The sequence below is a fragment of the Treponema sp. R80B11-R83G3 genome (genome assembly GCF_054786115.1).
In genome coordinates this window covers 1-16,514 of sequence record NZ_BDHF01000603.1, presented here as the reverse complement: position 1 = coordinate 16,514, position 16,514 = coordinate 1, and the positions used below count along the sequence as shown (strand labels likewise).

The 16,514-nt window shown below is 48.2% G+C and carries 15 protein-coding genes and 1 pseudogene; 12 read left to right on the top strand and 4 right to left on the bottom strand.

Annotated features, from left to right (window positions below):
* Positions 1 to 690: sensor histidine kinase (locus ACYVRH_RS15265; protein WP_461257697.1), on the bottom strand; the 690-nt coding region annotated here is incomplete at its 3' end.
* Between the two features lie 61 nt (positions 691 to 751).
* Between ACYVRH_RS15265 and ACYVRH_RS15260 the strand changes: the two genes are divergently transcribed.
* Positions 752 to 1,378, top strand: coding sequence for a hypothetical protein (locus ACYVRH_RS15260; RefSeq protein ID WP_461257696.1), 627 nt, complete (start codon positions 752 to 754; stop codon positions 1,376 to 1,378).
* On the opposite strand, the gene ACYVRH_RS15255 is transcribed toward ACYVRH_RS15260, so the two are convergent.
* The gene (locus tag ACYVRH_RS15255; RefSeq protein WP_461257695.1) at positions 1,292 to 1,501 is read right to left on the bottom strand and encodes a type II toxin-antitoxin system PemK/MazF family toxin; all 210 of its coding nucleotides are present in this window, start codon (positions 1,499 to 1,501) and stop codon (positions 1,292 to 1,294) included. The two genes, ACYVRH_RS15260 and ACYVRH_RS15255, sit on opposite strands and share 87 nt — an antisense overlap.
* A complete protein-coding gene (locus ACYVRH_RS15250; RefSeq protein WP_461257694.1) occupies positions 1,501 to 1,752 on the bottom strand; it encodes an AbrB/MazE/SpoVT family DNA-binding domain-containing protein in 252 nt (83 codons plus the stop codon). The genes ACYVRH_RS15255 and ACYVRH_RS15250 overlap by 1 nt, the downstream gene beginning before the upstream one ends.
* A 280-nt stretch (positions 1,753 to 2,032) precedes the next feature.
* Between ACYVRH_RS15250 and ACYVRH_RS15245 the strand changes: the two genes are divergently transcribed.
* From ACYVRH_RS15245 to ACYVRH_RS15200, 10 genes are all read left to right on the top strand, one after another.
* Complete coding sequence (locus ACYVRH_RS15245) at positions 2,033 to 2,587, top strand: hypothetical protein (RefSeq protein ID WP_461257693.1); 555 nt, start codon at positions 2,033 to 2,035, stop codon at positions 2,585 to 2,587.
* A 134-nt stretch (positions 2,588 to 2,721) separates the two neighbouring features.
* Positions 2,722 to 3,831: a hypothetical protein gene (locus ACYVRH_RS15240; RefSeq protein WP_461257692.1), complete on the top strand. Its 1,110-nt coding sequence runs from the start codon at positions 2,722 to 2,724 to the stop codon at positions 3,829 to 3,831.
* 173 nt (positions 3,832 to 4,004) lie between these two features.
* Positions 4,005 to 4,304, top strand: coding sequence for a type II toxin-antitoxin system RelE/ParE family toxin (locus tag ACYVRH_RS15235; protein ID WP_461257691.1), 300 nt, complete (start codon positions 4,005 to 4,007; stop codon positions 4,302 to 4,304).
* A gap of 3 nt (positions 4,305 to 4,307) precedes the next feature.
* Positions 4,308 to 4,616, top strand: a complete 309-nt coding sequence (locus tag ACYVRH_RS15230) for an addiction module antidote protein (protein WP_461257690.1) — start codon at positions 4,308 to 4,310, stop codon at positions 4,614 to 4,616.
* Between the two features lie 229 nt (positions 4,617 to 4,845).
* Positions 4,846 to 6,852: an adenylate/guanylate cyclase domain-containing protein gene (locus tag ACYVRH_RS15225; protein ID WP_461257689.1), complete on the top strand. Its 2,007-nt coding sequence runs from the start codon at positions 4,846 to 4,848 to the stop codon at positions 6,850 to 6,852.
* Between the two features lies 1 nt (position 6,853).
* Complete coding sequence (locus ACYVRH_RS15220; RefSeq protein WP_461257688.1) at positions 6,854 to 8,644, top strand: FecR domain-containing protein; 1,791 nt, start codon at positions 6,854 to 6,856, stop codon at positions 8,642 to 8,644.
* Entirely contained in the window at positions 8,641 to 9,660 is a 1,020-nt protein-coding gene (locus ACYVRH_RS15215) for a hypothetical protein (RefSeq protein ID WP_461257687.1), read from the top strand. The genes ACYVRH_RS15220 and ACYVRH_RS15215 overlap by 4 nt, the downstream gene beginning before the upstream one ends.
* 81 nt (positions 9,661 to 9,741) lie before the next feature.
* Complete coding sequence (locus ACYVRH_RS15210) at positions 9,742 to 14,121, top strand: SUMF1/EgtB/PvdO family nonheme iron enzyme (protein ID WP_461257686.1); 4,380 nt, start codon at positions 9,742 to 9,744, stop codon at positions 14,119 to 14,121.
* A gap of 131 nt (positions 14,122 to 14,252) precedes the next feature.
* Positions 14,253 to 14,474: a type II toxin-antitoxin system HicB family antitoxin gene (locus ACYVRH_RS15205; protein ID WP_461257685.1), complete on the top strand. Its 222-nt coding sequence runs from the start codon at positions 14,253 to 14,255 to the stop codon at positions 14,472 to 14,474.
* Positions 14,474 to 14,692 carry a type II toxin-antitoxin system HicA family toxin gene (locus ACYVRH_RS15200; RefSeq protein WP_461257684.1) on the top strand — a complete coding sequence of 73 codons (219 nt, stop codon included), beginning with the start codon at positions 14,474 to 14,476 and terminating at the stop codon, positions 14,690 to 14,692. Before ACYVRH_RS15205 ends, ACYVRH_RS15200 begins: the two co-directional genes overlap by 1 nt.
* Positions 14,693 to 15,237: 545 nt before the next feature.
* Here the strand turns inward: ACYVRH_RS15200 and ACYVRH_RS15195 are convergent.
* A complete protein-coding gene (locus tag ACYVRH_RS15195) occupies positions 15,238 to 16,035 on the bottom strand; it encodes a leucine-rich repeat domain-containing protein (RefSeq protein ID WP_461257683.1) in 798 nt (265 codons plus the stop codon).
* 244 nt (positions 16,036 to 16,279) lie between these two features.
* Here ACYVRH_RS15195 and ACYVRH_RS15190 point away from each other — a divergent pair.
* Positions 16,280 to 16,514 (top strand): annotated as a pseudogene (locus tag ACYVRH_RS15190) (tyrosine-type recombinase/integrase); the annotation flags it as partial.

The following is a 16,514-nucleotide window of genomic DNA, read 5'->3' as shown; positions in this document are numbered from 1 at the left end:
CCCATTGCCGCTTTCGCTGATAAAATCAATTTTTGCCCCCAAAATAGCCGCCCTTTGGCGGATGCTCTTTATGCCCAAACCACTGCCCGTAGCAAATATACTTGGTATGCTTCGTATGCCTATGCCGTCATCGGATACGCAAATCAAAATATTTTCCGCTGTACGTCGGACGACCAGAACCGCCTGCCCCGCCTTCGAATGTTTTTCGATATTGGTAAAAGATTCCTGAACCATGCGGTATATGTGCAGTTGGTCTTCCGGCCTGTAAGCCGAAAATGAAAGACCGTCCTCTATCGAACAGGCGCACTCAATTCCGGTACGCTTGATAAATTGCAGGCAAAGTTCCGTAAGAGAATCATTAAGGGAAAGACGGGTAAAATCGGGCGGCATCAATTCCATGCAGATGGAGCGGATAAGGGCGGACACTTCATCGTCCCTGACCAATGGAAGGACCGTATCGTGGAGTTCGCGGGAAACCCGCCGCCGTTCCGCTTCCAGCCCTTCAATCGCCAAATGGGAAAAGGCGCGGCTTTGGGCTTCTCGCTCGTCGGCGCGGCGCATGGAAATAAAAAGATAACAAAGGCATAGCATGAGGATAGTAATGATAAAAACGAAGAGCCACACCAGACGGATATACATTCCAAGTTCGCCCGGTAAGGCTGCGGCGTTTTCAGCGAATTCAAACGGCATATCATTACTGTAAGGGATTTTGTGTTGTTTTTCAATTTGTAAAATTATGATACAATGAGGCATGCGTAAAACGGTTATATTGTCGGTTCTTTGTCTTGCGGGGGCATTTTTAAATATCGCCATCCACGTACTCGCAAGACGGGCGGGGCTTCCCCTCTATCTGGACACGATTCTGACAGTAAGCCTCACTCTGGCGGGCGGGCTTTTTTGGGGCTTATTGACCGGAGCGTTAACCAACATAATCGGGTCTACGCTCTATTTTTCAGGTTGGGAAGGCTATCTGTTTGCTATCTGCAACATGGCTACTGCTCTGGTAACGTGGCTCTTTATCCGCTTTTTTCCCAAAGAATTAAACCTGTCCGAAAGACCGCCTAAAACAAGCCAAAAAACATCAAGCCGACTGGCTGAAGCGATTAACCTGATGATCGCCCTTATCCTCCTTTCCTTCTGCCTATGCCTTGTCATAAGCGTTTTAGGCGGCGTCATTGCCGCTTTTATTCAAAGCATAAACCCTACCCTTTCTGGAAAACAGGTGTCTACGGCGGATTTAACCGCCACCATGTTCGGCAAAAATATTCCTGCGGTTCTGGCGGAAATACTGTCACGGATTCCCGTCAACATAATCGACCGCCTTATAACGGCTTTCGCAGGGTATGGGATTGCGCTGGGGATTAAAAGAGTAATTTGATACCTTTCTTTTCAATTGATCGTTGCTCACAACTACACAAGGCCGTCTTCCTTTTTGTTCATGTCCCGCTTGCGGATCAAAATCAATTACAATGATGTCGCCTTGCTTTGGCTGATATGCCATTACCAGGCCTCTAGACCGACAGGTTTTCCGGTATCAGCCTCGAAACACTGATAGTTACCGGTATATCCTTCAAAGCGTTCCGCGAGGCTTTTTACTGCGCGGCGTTTCCGTGCCGTTTTTCTGATGATTATAGCGCCATTTTCCGCTGTTATGTCAATTTGGTCATTTTCCTGTAGAAACAATTCTTTTAGGAAAATTTCAGGCAAGCAAATCGCTTGAGTATCTTCCAATTTTTGAATAGTCGCTAACATATAAACCTCACTCTGTCTTTTTCCTTTTCCATTACACCTATAGTATACTAAAAATTGCCTGATTTGGCAACAATTCACGGCACGAACAGGCTAAAACAGCCCCTTTTTTTGCATTTTTTCCTCAAAACTAAGTGGAACCACGCATGACAAAACTATCTAACAATTCTTAAAATTAATAGAGTAATTTGTCCTTCCGTTGGAAGAAAATAACCGCCAAGAAAGGCGGGAAAAAGCGTGATAAACCGCTAAAGGCGGAAATCACAAAAGGAGTTTCATCATTATGAAGAAACGAGTATTTTTTGTTTTGGCTCTTGCTATTCTTGTTGCAGGAGGTGTTTTCGCTCAGGAAGCGTCCAATACGGGTTTGGACATTCCACTTATCGGGACGTTTAACTTGGGTTACGGCTTTCAATTAAACCTTATGGACGCAGGCGGAGCGTCATCCTCAGGCGCTGTTATAACCGACATACCAATATTTGCCGGCTTTATGAATACGCTGTTTGGCCTGTGGTCGTGGTTAAACAAGGACTATCTTGGCGGAGGCATAACGGCTGGGACTATGGTAGGCGGCATTCTTGTGGCAGCTTTATCAGGCCCAGTAATGAGTGTCAATAATGAAATTGGAATGGGGATGGCATTGGGTGGTATGGGTTTGTTTCTTGGCGGTATGATTTACGGGTATATACGGGGATCGGGTCAAGCTAAAATGATGCGGGCTGGAGGCCATGCGCAAGCAATCAACGACAATCCGTTAAACCATCTTTCGCTGATGGTATTGCCGGCCTCTGACGGCAAGTCTCTTATGGGAAACATAACTTATTCGGTATCATTCTAATCCGGGTAACGCAGGGTGACTCCCAAATTTAAAGCCACCCGAAGGGTGGCAAGTGTCGTCAAGAAATTGGCGACACTACCTATAGCTTATAAAACACTTTCATAGAAAGTGTATATCAACATAAGGAGTTTTCTATGAAAAACTTGAAAACAAATTTAGGGAGTTTTGCGTCAGCAAAACTCCAAGCTAAAATGCGAAGCATTTTAGCCGTTATCGCCCTTGTAGTGATAATTGGGTTTTCAATGGCGGCCTGCGGAGACGATGACGGCGGCGGTGGCGGTGGCGGCGGCGAGAACTGGAAAAAGGCAACGCAAGACATATTTACGAGGCCGCAAAACTATTTGGGTTCGGTGGCGGTCACGAGCATCGCTTATGGCAACAACACGTTTGTCGCCGTGGGCTATGGCCAAGACGGTGGCAAAATAGCTACATCGACTGATGGCGTAAACTGGAAAGCCGTAGCGGACACCAAATTCACAACAGCAATCATCTCCATCGGTTATGGTAACGGTACCTTTGTCGCCGGGGGTGATTACGGCAAAATGGCGTATTCTTCTGACAACGGCGCAACATGGACAGCCGTAGAGGACAGCACATTCGGCAGCAATACCAACAGCAGTATCAACGCCATCGCCTATGGCAACAGTACCTTTGTCGCCGTGGGCAGGGTCGGAATAGCGTATTCTACTAACAATGGCGCAACATGGACAAAAGTAGAGGACAACAACCTACCATACTATAAAAACGCCATCGCCTTTGGCAACGGAATGTTTGTCGCCGTGGGCCTTGATACCACCTATCCTGACGGCGAAACTGTCTATGTCGGCAAAATAGTAACATCGACTGACGGCATAGACTGGACAGCCGTAGGGGACAGCACATTTGGCGAAACTGAAATCAGAGCCATCACTTTTGGCAACGGCACGTTTGTCGCCGGGGGCTATGACAACGTCTCTGACCGTGTCAGCAAAGTAGCGATATCGACTGACGGCACAAACTGGACAGCCGTAACGCAAAATGCAATAGTCTCCATCAGCGCCATCGCTTATGGCAACAACAAGTTTATCGCCGCCGGAGGTGATAAAGTCTACACAAAAGGCGGTATGGCGGCTTCGGCAAATGGCACAAAATGGACAGCCATAACATTGGGTTCCGAATTCAACGGCCCCAATATCGGCACCATCGCCTTTGGCAACGGTACCTTTGTCGCCGGGGGCGGTACCTCTCTTTATTATTCAAAGTAAACGCAACAGTGTCTGACATCCAAATTCCACAGGGTTCACACTTTAGCGACTAGCTCCACTTTTCGACAGAGAGGACGCGTCGGATGACAGTGACAGGCATTATTTTTCTTTAATTTCACTCTTGACTTGTTGTCAACTATAGTTTACTATTTATAACAGGTTGTTAAAATTCAATGATTGCCGAATATCAGGTTTATGAAACCGAAGTCTATACAAAATGGTTTGCCTCTTTAAATGACGAAAGAGCCAAAGCCCGTATAGATAAACGAATTGATCATGCAAAGCATGGTAACTTCGGCGATTGGAAGACTGAAACCGGAGATGTCCGTACCATGAGGATTGATTATGGTCCCGGATACCGGCTCTACTACGTCATCAGAAATAATAAGTTAATAATTCTACTTTGTGGAGGCGATAAACGTAATCAGCAAGCGGACATTAAAAAGGCAGCCGCACTTGCTCAGGAGGTATAAATAATGGCTTTAAAACTCAAGAAATGGGATGTAACTGAACATATGGAGAACGAGGAATATATTTCCGAATATTTAAAAGCGGCATTTGAAAGCGGAAACATCCCTGAAATCACCCGCGCCTTATCCGATGTCGCCCGTGCTCGCAACATGACCGACCTTGCCGCAAAAATGGGAATAACCCGTCAAGGACTTTATAAAACCCTTTCTGAAAACGGCAACCCCGAATTTGCAACCATACAAAAACTCATAACAGCCCTTGGCTTACAAATGAGCATAATTACACCAGTTAAACCTATGAGCAAACCTGCATAGGTAAGTAATCTGGGCTTGATAAATCACGATAAGTTAATGGACAAAAACCACAGTAAAATCAACTAAGTACGCTGTACCGCATTAAAATCCCCCTTTCCCCGCTTTTTTTTCAATTTATTTGCATTTTTTCCTCAAAACTAAGTGGAACCACGCATGAAAAATTACCTGACAATTTTTAAAATTAATAGAGAAAGTGGAAAATTCACCATAAAAGGGCGGATTTTATAGAATGAACAAGGACAAAAAATTTATAGAAAGGCGCGAGGGCTTTAGGGTACGTTTTCCCATCGGGGCAAAGCTGATAATCATCATCTCAATAATCGTATTGGCCTCCCTCGGTTCAATAACCGCGCTGGTGTCGTGGCTGGTGCGGGAAGACCTTAAAGTGTCCGCGGAAGAGAACAACTTCGAGGTGAACCGGCGCGCGGCAGCCGAAACCGAGCAGACGCTGGAAAAAATGCGCCTGCTCTCCCTGTCATTCGCGCGCGCGGCGGCCCTCGCGAGGCGCGGGGACGCGATACAGGAAGAAGCGGATTATTTCTTCGCGCAGAACCCGCAGATCGCGGCTATTTTTTACGCTTCAGCAGAACCGGCGGCGTGGACGAACAGGGCATTCGCCAACGGGCAATTTTTTCTTTCGCGGGGAATTGATACGAAACTTGCGGACGATTTCCGCGCCGGCAGCGGGAAAACGCTTGAGAACGCCGCGCTTGGGCAGACTGCCCTTGTCAACGCCTCGCCCCTGTTTAATACGCAAGGCTCGACGTATCTCGCGGCGATGTTTTTCCCAATGCGGGCGGGAAGCGGGTGCGTCCTGTTCTCGACCGAAAACCTTAACGAAAGCTTCGGCATGGGCGTTAACAAGTCATACCTCATAAACGCTGACGGCGACGTTATCGCGGACGCCGACATAGAAAGGGTAAAAACCCAGGTTAATCTGTCCAAACAGGAAATTATCAGGCAGATATTCAACAGCCCCGATAACAGCAAACAGATGTTAGCCGAACTTGACGTTCAGTCCGCGCTGGATGGTCCGCCCCCGTCATCGCCGTTTTCCCGACTGCTGGAAAAAATCGGAAAAAACGATACGCGGAGCGAAAGCAAAAAAGCGCGTTACTATCTCGCCTACACGCGGCTTAATACGGCGGGAAGCGCCGTAATCACCGCAATCGAATACGACAAAGTCTTCGAAGGCATAAACGCGACCACGCGGCGCAACATCTACCTGACCGCCGCGATACTGTTCCTCTCGGTATTGTGCGTCTGGTTTTTCGCCAAAAGCATTTCCGTGCCGCTTAAAACCCTCGCCGGCGCGGCGCGCTCCATCGAGGGCGGCATTTTTAATATTGAGCTGACTCCGGCGAGCAACGACGAAATAGGCCTGCTGACTTCCAGTTTTGGAAAGATGTGTTCGGCGTTAAATATTTTCGGCAAGTTCACGAACCGCGACATCGCGGTCCAGGCCATGCGCGGGCAGATTAAGCCGGGCGGCCTGTCCAAGCGCGCGACGATCTTTTTTTCGGACATACGCGGCTTTACCGAAAAATCGGAAAACTTTGTGAAGGTTTTCGGCAAAGAGGCTTCCGACCGCATCGTTTTCTGGCTTAACGAATATTTGTCAAACATGGTCTGCTGCGTCGAGAAGACAAACGGCATCATCGACAAATTTATCGGCGACGCGGTAATGGCGCATTGGGGGACCGCCTTCACCGCCGGAACCCCGCAGGAAGACGCGTTTAACTGCGTCAAGGCGGCGCTGATGATGAGGGAAACGCTCATTAAAATGAACAGGAACCGCAAAGAGGAAAACATGGGCGCGCCGCCCATCCGCATAGGCTGCGGCATAAACACGGGCGTCGTCACCGCGGGGCAGATAGGCTCCGACCTGCGCATGGAATACACCGTCATAGGCGATCCCGTCAATCTCGCTTCCCGCGTTGAGGCTCTTAACAAGCCGCTCGGCACCGACATCCTTATAACCGAGAACACGTGGAATTTGGTGAAGAAATATTTCATCACGGAGGAAATGCCCTCCGTGACGGTTAAAGGAAAAGAAAAGCCGGTGCGGCTCTTCGCGGTCGTAAATTTTAATTTTGCCGCGCTGAATAAAACCCCCGACGCTTCGGATCCCATGAGCCTCGCCGACGTGCGGAAACGCTTGGGGATTAAGGAGACGGACGTGTCAAAGGCGGACGTCAACGCCGAAGAAGTTAAATACAAGATTGGCGGCAAATGAAATGGGCGCCAATAAAAAGCCAAACGGCAAATTTCGGTTTATAGATTTTCTTGTCACCCTGCTCTGCCTTTCCGGCGCGGCGTACAGCGTCAACCTGTTTTGGACGGATTTGTTTCAAACCCTCAACGGCAAGAATAAAACCCCCATCGGGAGCGTCACGATAAAAAGAAATACCGTACAGCGCCGGATGTCGGACATGGTGATATGGGACCGGCTGGTTAAAGAATCGCCCGTGTATTCCAATGACGTGATCCGCGTGGGGGACAATTCCGAAGCAAGCCTTCACGTTGGCGGCAATGATATCGCTTTGAATGAAAATACGCTTTTGCGCCTGAGGTACGACAAAGAGACGGGGCAGTTTCAAATTGAGCTTACCTCTGGCAGCATAGGGCTTGTAACTGCGGCGGAAGGCGGGAACGTCGCCTTGAACATTATGGGCAAAAAAGTTGAAGCCAAACCGGGAACCGCCCTTAACGCCGCCGCCACGGATAACGGCATGGCCCTGCAAGTCAGCGAAGGCCAAGCTGTAATCGCGGAAGATAATCAAAACGGCGGCTCTGTCGAGCGCGAAATTGACGCGGGGGCTGCGATAGCGATGGACTCAGGCGGCTCGCTCCGTTCCGCTCCATCGGTTTTTGTCACTCAGCCGAAACCCAACGCGCTTTACCGAAAAAGCGTGGGCGGGCCGATTAACGTTGCTTTTTCATGGAACAGAATAAATCTCCAGCCTGATGAAACTCTGCGCCTTGAAATAGCGGAAGATCAGTCTTTCAGCCGCAACGTCCGCGCGCTTGACGGGCTCAACGATTCGGCGCGGGCGGCTTTGAACGCCGGGCTGTGGAGCTGGCGGCTGACGTTTAACGGGGACGTTTTGGATTCGGGGCGCTTCACCATAGCGGACGCCAAAGGCGTTGAACTGTTAAGCCCCGCTAGAAACAGGCAGTTTTTTTATGAGGCCGAACCGCCAAAACTGTATTACCAGTGGTCGCAGGCCGACGGCGTTTCTCATTACGTTTTGGAAGTGGACGCCACTCCCGAATTCAGAAACCCCATTATAAAAAAGCAGACGGCTGCGGTTTCTTTTTCTGATTCAAGCCTTGGGGAAGGAATCTGGTACTGGCGGGTAACGCCCGTCTTTTCTCAAACCGGCGAAAACTCCGACGGCGTTGCCGCCCCGCGCCCGTCAGCTTTCCGCATTGTCAAAAGCGGGGAACCGCAAACGCCACAAGTTTTAGCTCAAATTGAAGAACAGCCGCTTGCGTCCGCTTTGCAGTTTCCGTCTGCCTCGCAGTCCGTGTCTGCTTCACAGCCGGCGTCCGTTCCAACTCCGGCGCCGGAAATTAAGATTGTATATGTGCCGGCACCCGCGCCGGAACCAAAGATAGTGTATGTGCCGGCTCCCGCGACTGAACCCGTTTCCCGTCTGCCTTCTCCGCAAGACCGCCAGCCAGCAGATGGATACAGTGTCGGCATAGATGAGGCAAAAAAGGGGAACATCAATTTTAGATGGTCGGCGGTGCCGGGGGCTAACGCCTACCTGTTTACGATTTATCAGGAGACCGGAACTGCAAGACTGCAAGTTGCACAGATGGGGCCTGAGAACCGCACTTCATGGACAACGGAAATAAAGACGCTTGGGCGGGGAACTTTTGTATGGAAGGTGGAAGCCGTCAATGTGGGGAAGGACAATGTAATTGAACGGCGCGGCGATCCCGCGGAAAGCCGTTTTGTCGTGGACATTCCCGCAGTGGGGCCTGTAAAGATAATTAAAGGGCAAGAGGTTAAACAATGACAAACAGAATTTTACTTTTTGTTTTTTTAACGGCGTTGTTTTTATTTAACCGGCCCCTGTGGGCGCAAGCGCGGCAGTCGCAGCAGCCGCCAAGCGATGACGGACGCTATGTCGTTGAACAGCGTTATGTGCAAGAAATTGAGTGGATAGGGGACGAATATGCCCTTAAATATGAAATTGAAATAGAAAAAAACGAAGGTGGCAAATACAAAACGCATATACGTGAATTTACCGAAAAGCCAAACATTCAGGTTTCCCTTCCCGTGGGAAAATACCGTTACCGCGTAATTCCCTACGATTACCTTGAACAGCCCGGCGAAGCGTCGGACTGGGTAAACGTCGAAATAAAACCCGCCCCAATCGTTTCGTTTGAAGTGCAAAAAGCGGATGACGGAAGTTACGTTCTTCATCCTTATGATAATGAACAGATAGTGCCGGGAGTTAATGAGATTGTTATTAATAATTCTGGTGATTCAATAATAACAGTGGGAGGCAAAACCGGAAACTTTATTAATTTGTATGCGGGTGCGGCATGGAGTCCGTTAATTCCCCTCTACGGAAGACTACAGGAAATTTTCAGAAGTGAATTTTACGCCGCCGGCGCGTCTGTCCGTTTCGGCGCTCTCTTCAATAAATTGCAATGGTTCAGCCCCGGCATTGAACTTTCAACGTCATGGTATGCGCTTAACAATTCTCTGGGCGGCGATAATATCGGCATACAAACAGGGGTAACCGGTTTTAATTTTGTAGCGCAAAAGAAGCTTCCCAACCCTAAGATGGCTGTTACCTTAAAAGCGGGATTCGCTCTTACCTTTCAAGTAGGTGAAATAAACGTCGAAGATTATTCGTACACAACGGGAGTGTTAATACCCCAAATAAATGTTGAGGCTTCTTTTCTTTGGTTTGCATGGAAACGGCTGTACGTGGAAGCGGGTGTTGGGTTTGCCCATTCAATGAATGGAAATAGCAATTCGGGCTTTCTGCGACCGCAGATCGGAGCGGGATGGGTGTTTTAAATAGCAATTAGCAATTAGCAATTAGGAGTGAGCAGTGAGCAGTGAGCAATTAGGAATGAGAAATTAGTAATGGAGGAGAAAATGAGTATTAAAGGCATGGGGCGGTTAGGGCTGTTATTCGCGGTTTTATTTTTTGCGATGATGGGGTGCGGGCCTGATCCGTTTCATATAGAAGTAGCGTCTATTGAGGGAGTGCCGGAAACGGGTACGGCGGGAACGCCTCTTATGCTTACAGGAACAGTTAGACCGGCTTTTGCCAGTAATAAAAATATTGTTTGGTCTGTCAAAGACGCGGGAACTACAGGAGCGAGCATAAGCGGAAATATTTTAAACGCTGTGGCAATTGGACAAGTTATAATAAGAGCGATAATACCAAACGGCATAGTGGAAGGAAAAGATTATACTCAGGATTTTTTAATTAACATAGTTGAAGGCAATACGGGGGGCGGCGAAACCGATGTAGAGATTATCACCAGCGCCGCCATTACCGTAACCGGTCCGGCTAAAAACGGCGTGCCGAACACTGTCGCAAGCCCTAGCCTCGAAGATGTCGGCAAGTACGCAACCGGTGCGGTTTCGTGGTCTCCTGATGACAATCCGTTCAAGGGCGAAACCGTATACACGGCGACAGTTACGCTGACGGCGCATACCGGCTATACCTTCACGAGATTGGCCGCCGCGACTGTCAACGGGGATGGCGCGAGCATAAGCGACAACACCGGAACGACGGTTACGCTGTCGCACACATTCGCAAAAACGCTTGCAAGGAATATTACAGGAATAACGATAAAATCACAGCCGGAAGAATTAACATACACCGAAGGAGAGGCGCTTAACCTTTCCGGCCTTGCCGTAGTTCTAACATTTGATACCGGTTCGCCGGAAGAAGTGGCGTACAATAATTTTGGTTCTTACAATATATCGACAGTTCCGGCGCATGACGAGGCGCTTACATTAGCGTATAACGGACAGCCCGTTGTGGTGTCGGTAGGAGGACGTAATGCGTCTACCAATAATTTGACGGTAATCGCCGCAACCGTCCCCGTTACAGGCGTTTCGCTTTCCGAGACCGAGACACACGTGTTCGCCCCCGCGACTGTCGGTTATACCGCGCAAGCCGCGTATACGGTAACTGTTACAAACATCGGCGATCAGGCGACCGGCACTCTTGGTATCGCTCTGTCGGGGACAAATCCCGGCAGTTTCACGCTTTCAAAAACATCGATAACCGATATAGCTGTGGACGGAACCGATACATTTACCGTCGTACCCAATACCGAACTTGCAGTGGGAACATATACCGCTATTGTTACTGTTTCAGGCGGCAACGGCATTTCAGCTAACTTTAATGTCAGCTTTACTGTGAACGGACCCGATCCAACCTACGGTATTTCACTTTCACATGATGGGATATACACGTTTACTCAGGCGGTCTATGGCTACGGCGCACAAACTTCACATTCGATAACTATTACCAACACGGGCAACCAACCGACAGGAAGTCTAACAATCGCGTTGTCGGGGGCAAATTCCGACAGTTTCACGCTTTCAAAAACATCGATTACCAATATAGCCGCGTCAGGAACCGATACCTTTACCGTCAGACCTAATACCGGGCTTGCGGCGGGAACATATACCGCAACCGTTACTGTTTCAGGTGGCAACAGCATTACTGCGGGATTTGCCGTCAGCTTTGTCGTCAGCAAAAAATCCATTACCATTACCCCAACCAGTGGGCAAAGCAAGGTGTACGGCACGGTTGATCCAACATTTACCTATACGCCGAGCGAAGCGTTACTTTCAGGCAACAGTTTCTCAGGAACATTAGCCTACACAGGTACGAACGTGGGAACATATCCCTTTACGCTCGGCACGCTGTCGGCGGGGGATAATTACACGCTGACTTTGGTGGGAAACGTCACGTTCGCAATAACCAAAGCCGCAGGTTCGGATGTAACCAAACCCACTGTCAACGGCACGCCCACCACCAACAGCATTACCGTTAATGAGGTAAACCTGCAAACGGCTACTGGACAAAACATAGAATACGCAATCAGCACGGCGAGTAACGGAACGGGTTTATCCCCATATCAGAGCAGCACAACCTTTACCGGACTAATTTTCAATACAACATACTATGTCTACGCCCGCTCCGCTTCCAATGATAATTACAACGCCGGTACGGCAAACATCAGCGCGGGGATTGCGACTGCTGTTCCATTACCAAGCATAGGGATTGATATGGTCTCGATACCCGCCGGAACATTTATGATGGGGCAAACGGATGTTGCGACACCTGAACATTCTGTAACATTGAGTGGATTTTCTATGAGCAAGTATCAGATAACGCAGGAGCAGTATCAGGCGGTGATGGAGAGCAATCCTAGTAATTTCAAGACAGCCGTAACGGGGGAAAGCGGAACGCCCGGCAAATTGCCTGTTGAGATGGTAAATTGGTATGACGCTTTGGTATTCTGCAACAAATTGAGTGTGATGGAAGGATTAAGCCCTGCGTACCGTATTAGTGGGAGTACCGATCCTTCGGCATGGGGGACGGTGCCAACAAGCAGTAACACAACATGGGACGCAGTAGAGATAATTTCAGGTTCTAACGGATATCGTTTGCCAACCGAGGCACAGTGGGAATATGCGTGCCGTGCGGGGACGACGACCACTTACAACACAGGGGCTACGATAAACGACAATACGGGGTGGTATACAAGCAACAGTGGAAGCAAGACGCATCAGGTGGGATTGAAACCCGCAAACGCGTGGGAATTGTACGATATGCACGGGAACGTGTATGAGTGGTGTTGGGACTGGTATGACGCATATTCTAATAACCCTGCGGACAATCCCACTGGACCAGTTACAGGCACTAACCGCGTGTTACGCGGCGGGAGCTGGAACGATACGGCCGGGGTCCTACGTTCCGCGTACCGGCCCAACGGCGGCCCGTTCTACCGGAACAGCTATAACGGCTTCCGGCTTGTGCGGCCTAATGGAGACGGAGGTCCTGTCGGTACCGCACCCACAATCACCACAACGTCATTACCAGGCGGTACGGTAGGAACGACTTATAGTCAATCCTTATCTGCAACGGGAACCACGCCGATCACGTGGAGCGTTGACAGCGGAACATTGCCGACAGGCTTGAACCTTGCGGAGGCAACGGGCGTAATTTCAGGAACGCCGACAGCGGCAGGGACATTTAATTTCACCGTTAGGGCGACTAATACGGCGGGAATCGGCATAAAGGCGCTTTCTATCGTTATAGCCAAAGGCGCAGGCGCGGCAGTCGGTGCGCCAACCGTAAGCGGCTCGCCCACAAGTAGTAGCATTACCGTTAACGCGGTAAATTTGGCAACGCCTACAGGACAAAGCATAGAATACGCAATCAGCACGTCAAACAGCACAACTCCCGAATCAGGATGGCAGAGTGGCACGACATTTAGCGGACTAACTTCTGGCACAACTTACTATGTCTACGCCCGCTCCGCTTCCAATGATAATTACAACGCCGGTACGGCAAGCGTAAGCGCGGCGATTGCGACTGCGGCTGTTCCAGTTACCCTTAACACCATAACCGCGAACGGCTTCTCAACGCAGACAACAACACAATTGACGCTGACCTTCAGCACGGCAATTACCGGACTTTCAGCAACCGACATCACATTAAGCAATGTGTCAGGCGTAACCAAAGGGACGCTCTCAGGCTCCAATCCGTACACCTTGCCTATTAGTGGCTTTACTGCAAGTGGAACTTTGAATGTGGCGGTTGCAAAATCAGGTTATGCCATAAGCGGCTCGCCGCAAACAGCGGATATTTTTTTCTATGGCGGTGATCCTGAAACTGGTTTTACCAGCGTTGTCGCTTTTGAAACATGGTTAAACGACCAACCTGACAATACCGCAACAAACCCCTATGATGTCAAATTAATAAATAATATAAGTGGCACTAGCGGTTATCCCGGTAATTACGGCTGGGTGTTGAAAAACAGTAACAAATACGTCAATCTTGATCTTTCCGGCAGTACAACAAATAATATATCGACTAACTGTTTTAGCGGATGCAGCAAACTTACCGGCGTAACAATGCCTAATAGCGTAACCAGCATTGAGAATTACGCTTTTAACGAATGCAGTGGTCTTACCAGTATAACCATACCCTCAAGCGTTACCAGTATTAAGATTGGCGCTTTTTGGGGCTGTAGCGGGCTTACCAGCATAACCATACCCTCAAACGTTAACAGCATTGGGAATTACGCTTTTTACGACTGCAGCGGACTTACCAGCGTAACGTTTCAAGGCACGATTCCTTCGAGTACGTTTAGTTCTATTAATCCATTTCCCGGTGACTTGCGTGACAAATTTTACGCAACGGACGCAACCAACGGAACGCCGGGAACGTATACGAAGGTGAGTGGCAGCGGTGATAGTTCAGTGTGGCAGATGCAGTAAGGGGGACGCAGTGGTGCCTATCACCCAAATTTCATAGCGTCGTCAAGAGATTGCTGACAGTCACTTTTTTGAGATTGTTGACTTACTTAAAAAAGTATAATATTCTCTAAATATGGAATTTTGGAGGAAAAATGACTTTTAAGGGTACAATAAAGATAGAACAGGAAGAAGATTGGGTTGTTGCAACTTGTCTTGAAAATAATATAGCTTCGCAGGGTAAAACGATAGATGAGGCAATTATGAACTTGAAAGAGGCAATTACGCTTTATTATGAAGATGAAACAAATAAAGAAGAATTGGATTTTCTTCAAAATGAGCAGGTTCTTATAACCAGATTAGAAATGGCAATATAATGGCCGGTAAATACCCAATTCTCAAGCCCAATGATATTATTTCAGCATTATCAAAAAAAGGGTTTGTATACAAAAGTCAAAAAGGAAGCCATGCAAAATATTCCAATGGACATCGTGTAGCAATTATTCCAATGCATGATACTGTGGCGAAAGGAACACTAAAAAGTATATTACTTCAAGCAGGAATAGAGTTAGAAGATTTTTTAAAATTACTATAGTAAACGTAAACGTGCCTGACACTGCTTTTCGATAGTGTCGCTGACAATTCGGCGACACTCCCTATAGCATGATTTTTAATTTATAGAGAGTTAAAGATGTATGCCTAGTAAAGAACTATAAAAAAGTAGAAACAATGAATGAGCATCAAACCCTAAAAAAATCCTCGCCACCCTTAACCGCCGCCGTTATCATAATTTCGCATTTAGGTGGTCAGGCGGTAATTAGCGGTCTGACCACTAAAACACATGGATAATGTTGTTTACGGCGGTACTTTTTTTAATGTGTTTTAGTGGTCAGATGGTGTGGGCGGCGAGCAGGTAATGGCGACGCAAAGTTGCTGTTACCGAATTCCGGTAGTGTCGTAAGAATTTCTATGTTTCAGAAGAACCTTTTCGCTTGTCTAGTTGCGTAATAAAATGAATCGTGACATACTCTAAATAAGAAAAAAGTGTCGTGTCCTGGTGTAAAGTTGACACTAGGAGGATGAAATGAAGAAACGTTCCTCTTACAAAGCCACGCTAAACCTTCTTCCTCTTTTCTTTCGTTATTGTTTCGTCCACGTACTGCCGCCGCTTGGCCTCGTGTATGTCCCCGCTTTGGGGCTTGCAGCTAAGTAGGCGCTCCTTAAGCTTTCTCCTCCAGCCCCATTGCTTCCTTCGGGAAAGACACCACTTCCAAATTTATCGTTTGCGATGTCGCTTCCTGCCGCAAACGTTACGCTGGTAAGGCGGCTACAAAAACGAAAAACGAGATTCTTAAAGCTGGTAACGCTGGCGGGTATGGTTACGCTGGTAAAGTCGCATCCCTCGAAAGCGGCAAATCCAATGCTGGTAACGCTGCTCCCTATGGTTACGCTGGTAAGGCCATCGCAATCGCTAAAAGCGAAATCCCCAATGCTGGTAACGTTGTCCGGTATGGTAAGAGCGCCAGTAAGGCCGGTACATCTATCAAAAGCCTGATCCCCGATGGTAATAACGCTGGGCGGTATGGTTATGCTGGAAAGTCTGGTGCAAACAATAAAAGCCCTGTTATTAATAACGAGAAGGCCGCTTCCCATGCTTATGCTGTTAAGATTTTCGCAGTTCTCAAAGGCGCTGTTCCCGATGATAGTAACGCTGTTCGGTATGATTACGTTGGTAAGGCCGATACATCCGGTAAAAGCCCTTTCCCCAATGCTGGTAACGCCATTAGGTATGGTTACGCCGGTAAGACCGACGCAACCGTCAAAAGCGGAATCCTCAATGCTGGTAACGCCTGTAGGTATGGCAAACGCGCCCTGTTTATTCAACGCGTATGTAATCAGCGTCGTTTTATTCTTATTGTATATGACGCAGTTTTCCACAGAGAAAGCAGTGTTGCCGGGGGCAATGATTATCTCGGCAAGATTGGCGCATCCGGAAAAAACGCGTTTCCCAATGCTGGTAACATTGTTGAAATTGCACTAAACAACAGTTGTCAGCGGTTTTACTCTGTGATAAATCTATACCCTGTAAAGAATTAGCGTTGCTGGTTCGGTACGCCTAAAACGCTTGAAAATTCGTGTTATCAGGTATGACATCAATTTTCAAAAAAATAGGAGTTTTGCTATGCACAACGATTTTACTTTGTTTACAAGGGTTGTTCCTTCGGGGAAAACAGTGGTCTATTACTATGCTTATGACGGAGAGGGGAAACGGTTAGGTCCCTGGACTACCGGACAGAGCAATAAGACGGCGGCAAGGAATTATTGCAATTTGTTGAACAGGAAAGGGAAGCTACTTCCGGGACCAAAGGAAATGCCGACTTTTGCCGAATTTTCCGCTGTGTTTTGGGATTGGGAAA

Bases quoted from the DNA above. Each gene is read 5' to 3' on its own strand.
- ACYVRH_RS15230 (WP_461257690.1), top strand. From the start codon at position 4,308: ATGGCTTTAAAACTCAAGAAATGGGATGTAACTGAACATATGGAGAAC.
- ACYVRH_RS15205 (WP_461257685.1), top strand. From the start codon at position 14,253: ATGACTTTTAAGGGTACAATAAAGATAGAACAGGAAGAAGATTGGGTT.
- ACYVRH_RS15245 (WP_461257693.1), top strand. From the start codon at position 2,033: ATGAAGAAACGAGTATTTTTTGTTTTGGCTCTTGCTATTCTTGTTGCA.
- ACYVRH_RS15220 (WP_461257688.1), top strand. From the start codon at position 6,854: ATGGGCGCCAATAAAAAGCCAAACGGCAAATTTCGGTTTATAGATTTT.
- ACYVRH_RS15260 (WP_461257696.1), top strand. From the start codon at position 752: ATGCGTAAAACGGTTATATTGTCGGTTCTTTGTCTTGCGGGGGCATTT.
- ACYVRH_RS15240 (WP_461257692.1), top strand. From the start codon at position 2,722: ATGAAAAACTTGAAAACAAATTTAGGGAGTTTTGCGTCAGCAAAACTC.
- ACYVRH_RS15225 (WP_461257689.1), top strand. From the start codon at position 4,846: ATGAACAAGGACAAAAAATTTATAGAAAGGCGCGAGGGCTTTAGGGTA.
- ACYVRH_RS15255 (WP_461257695.1), bottom strand. From the start codon at position 1,501: ATGGCATATCAGCCAAAGCAAGGCGACATCATTGTAATTGATTTTGAT.
- ACYVRH_RS15235 (WP_461257691.1), top strand. From the start codon at position 4,005: ATGATTGCCGAATATCAGGTTTATGAAACCGAAGTCTATACAAAATGG.
- ACYVRH_RS15250 (WP_461257694.1), bottom strand. From the start codon at position 1,752: ATGTTAGCGACTATTCAAAAATTGGAAGATACTCAAGCGATTTGCTTG.
- ACYVRH_RS15200 (WP_461257684.1), top strand. From the start codon at position 14,474: ATGGCCGGTAAATACCCAATTCTCAAGCCCAATGATATTATTTCAGCA.
- ACYVRH_RS15210 (WP_461257686.1), top strand. From the start codon at position 9,742: ATGAGTATTAAAGGCATGGGGCGGTTAGGGCTGTTATTCGCGGTTTTA.
- ACYVRH_RS15215 (WP_461257687.1), top strand. From the start codon at position 8,641: ATGACAAACAGAATTTTACTTTTTGTTTTTTTAACGGCGTTGTTTTTA.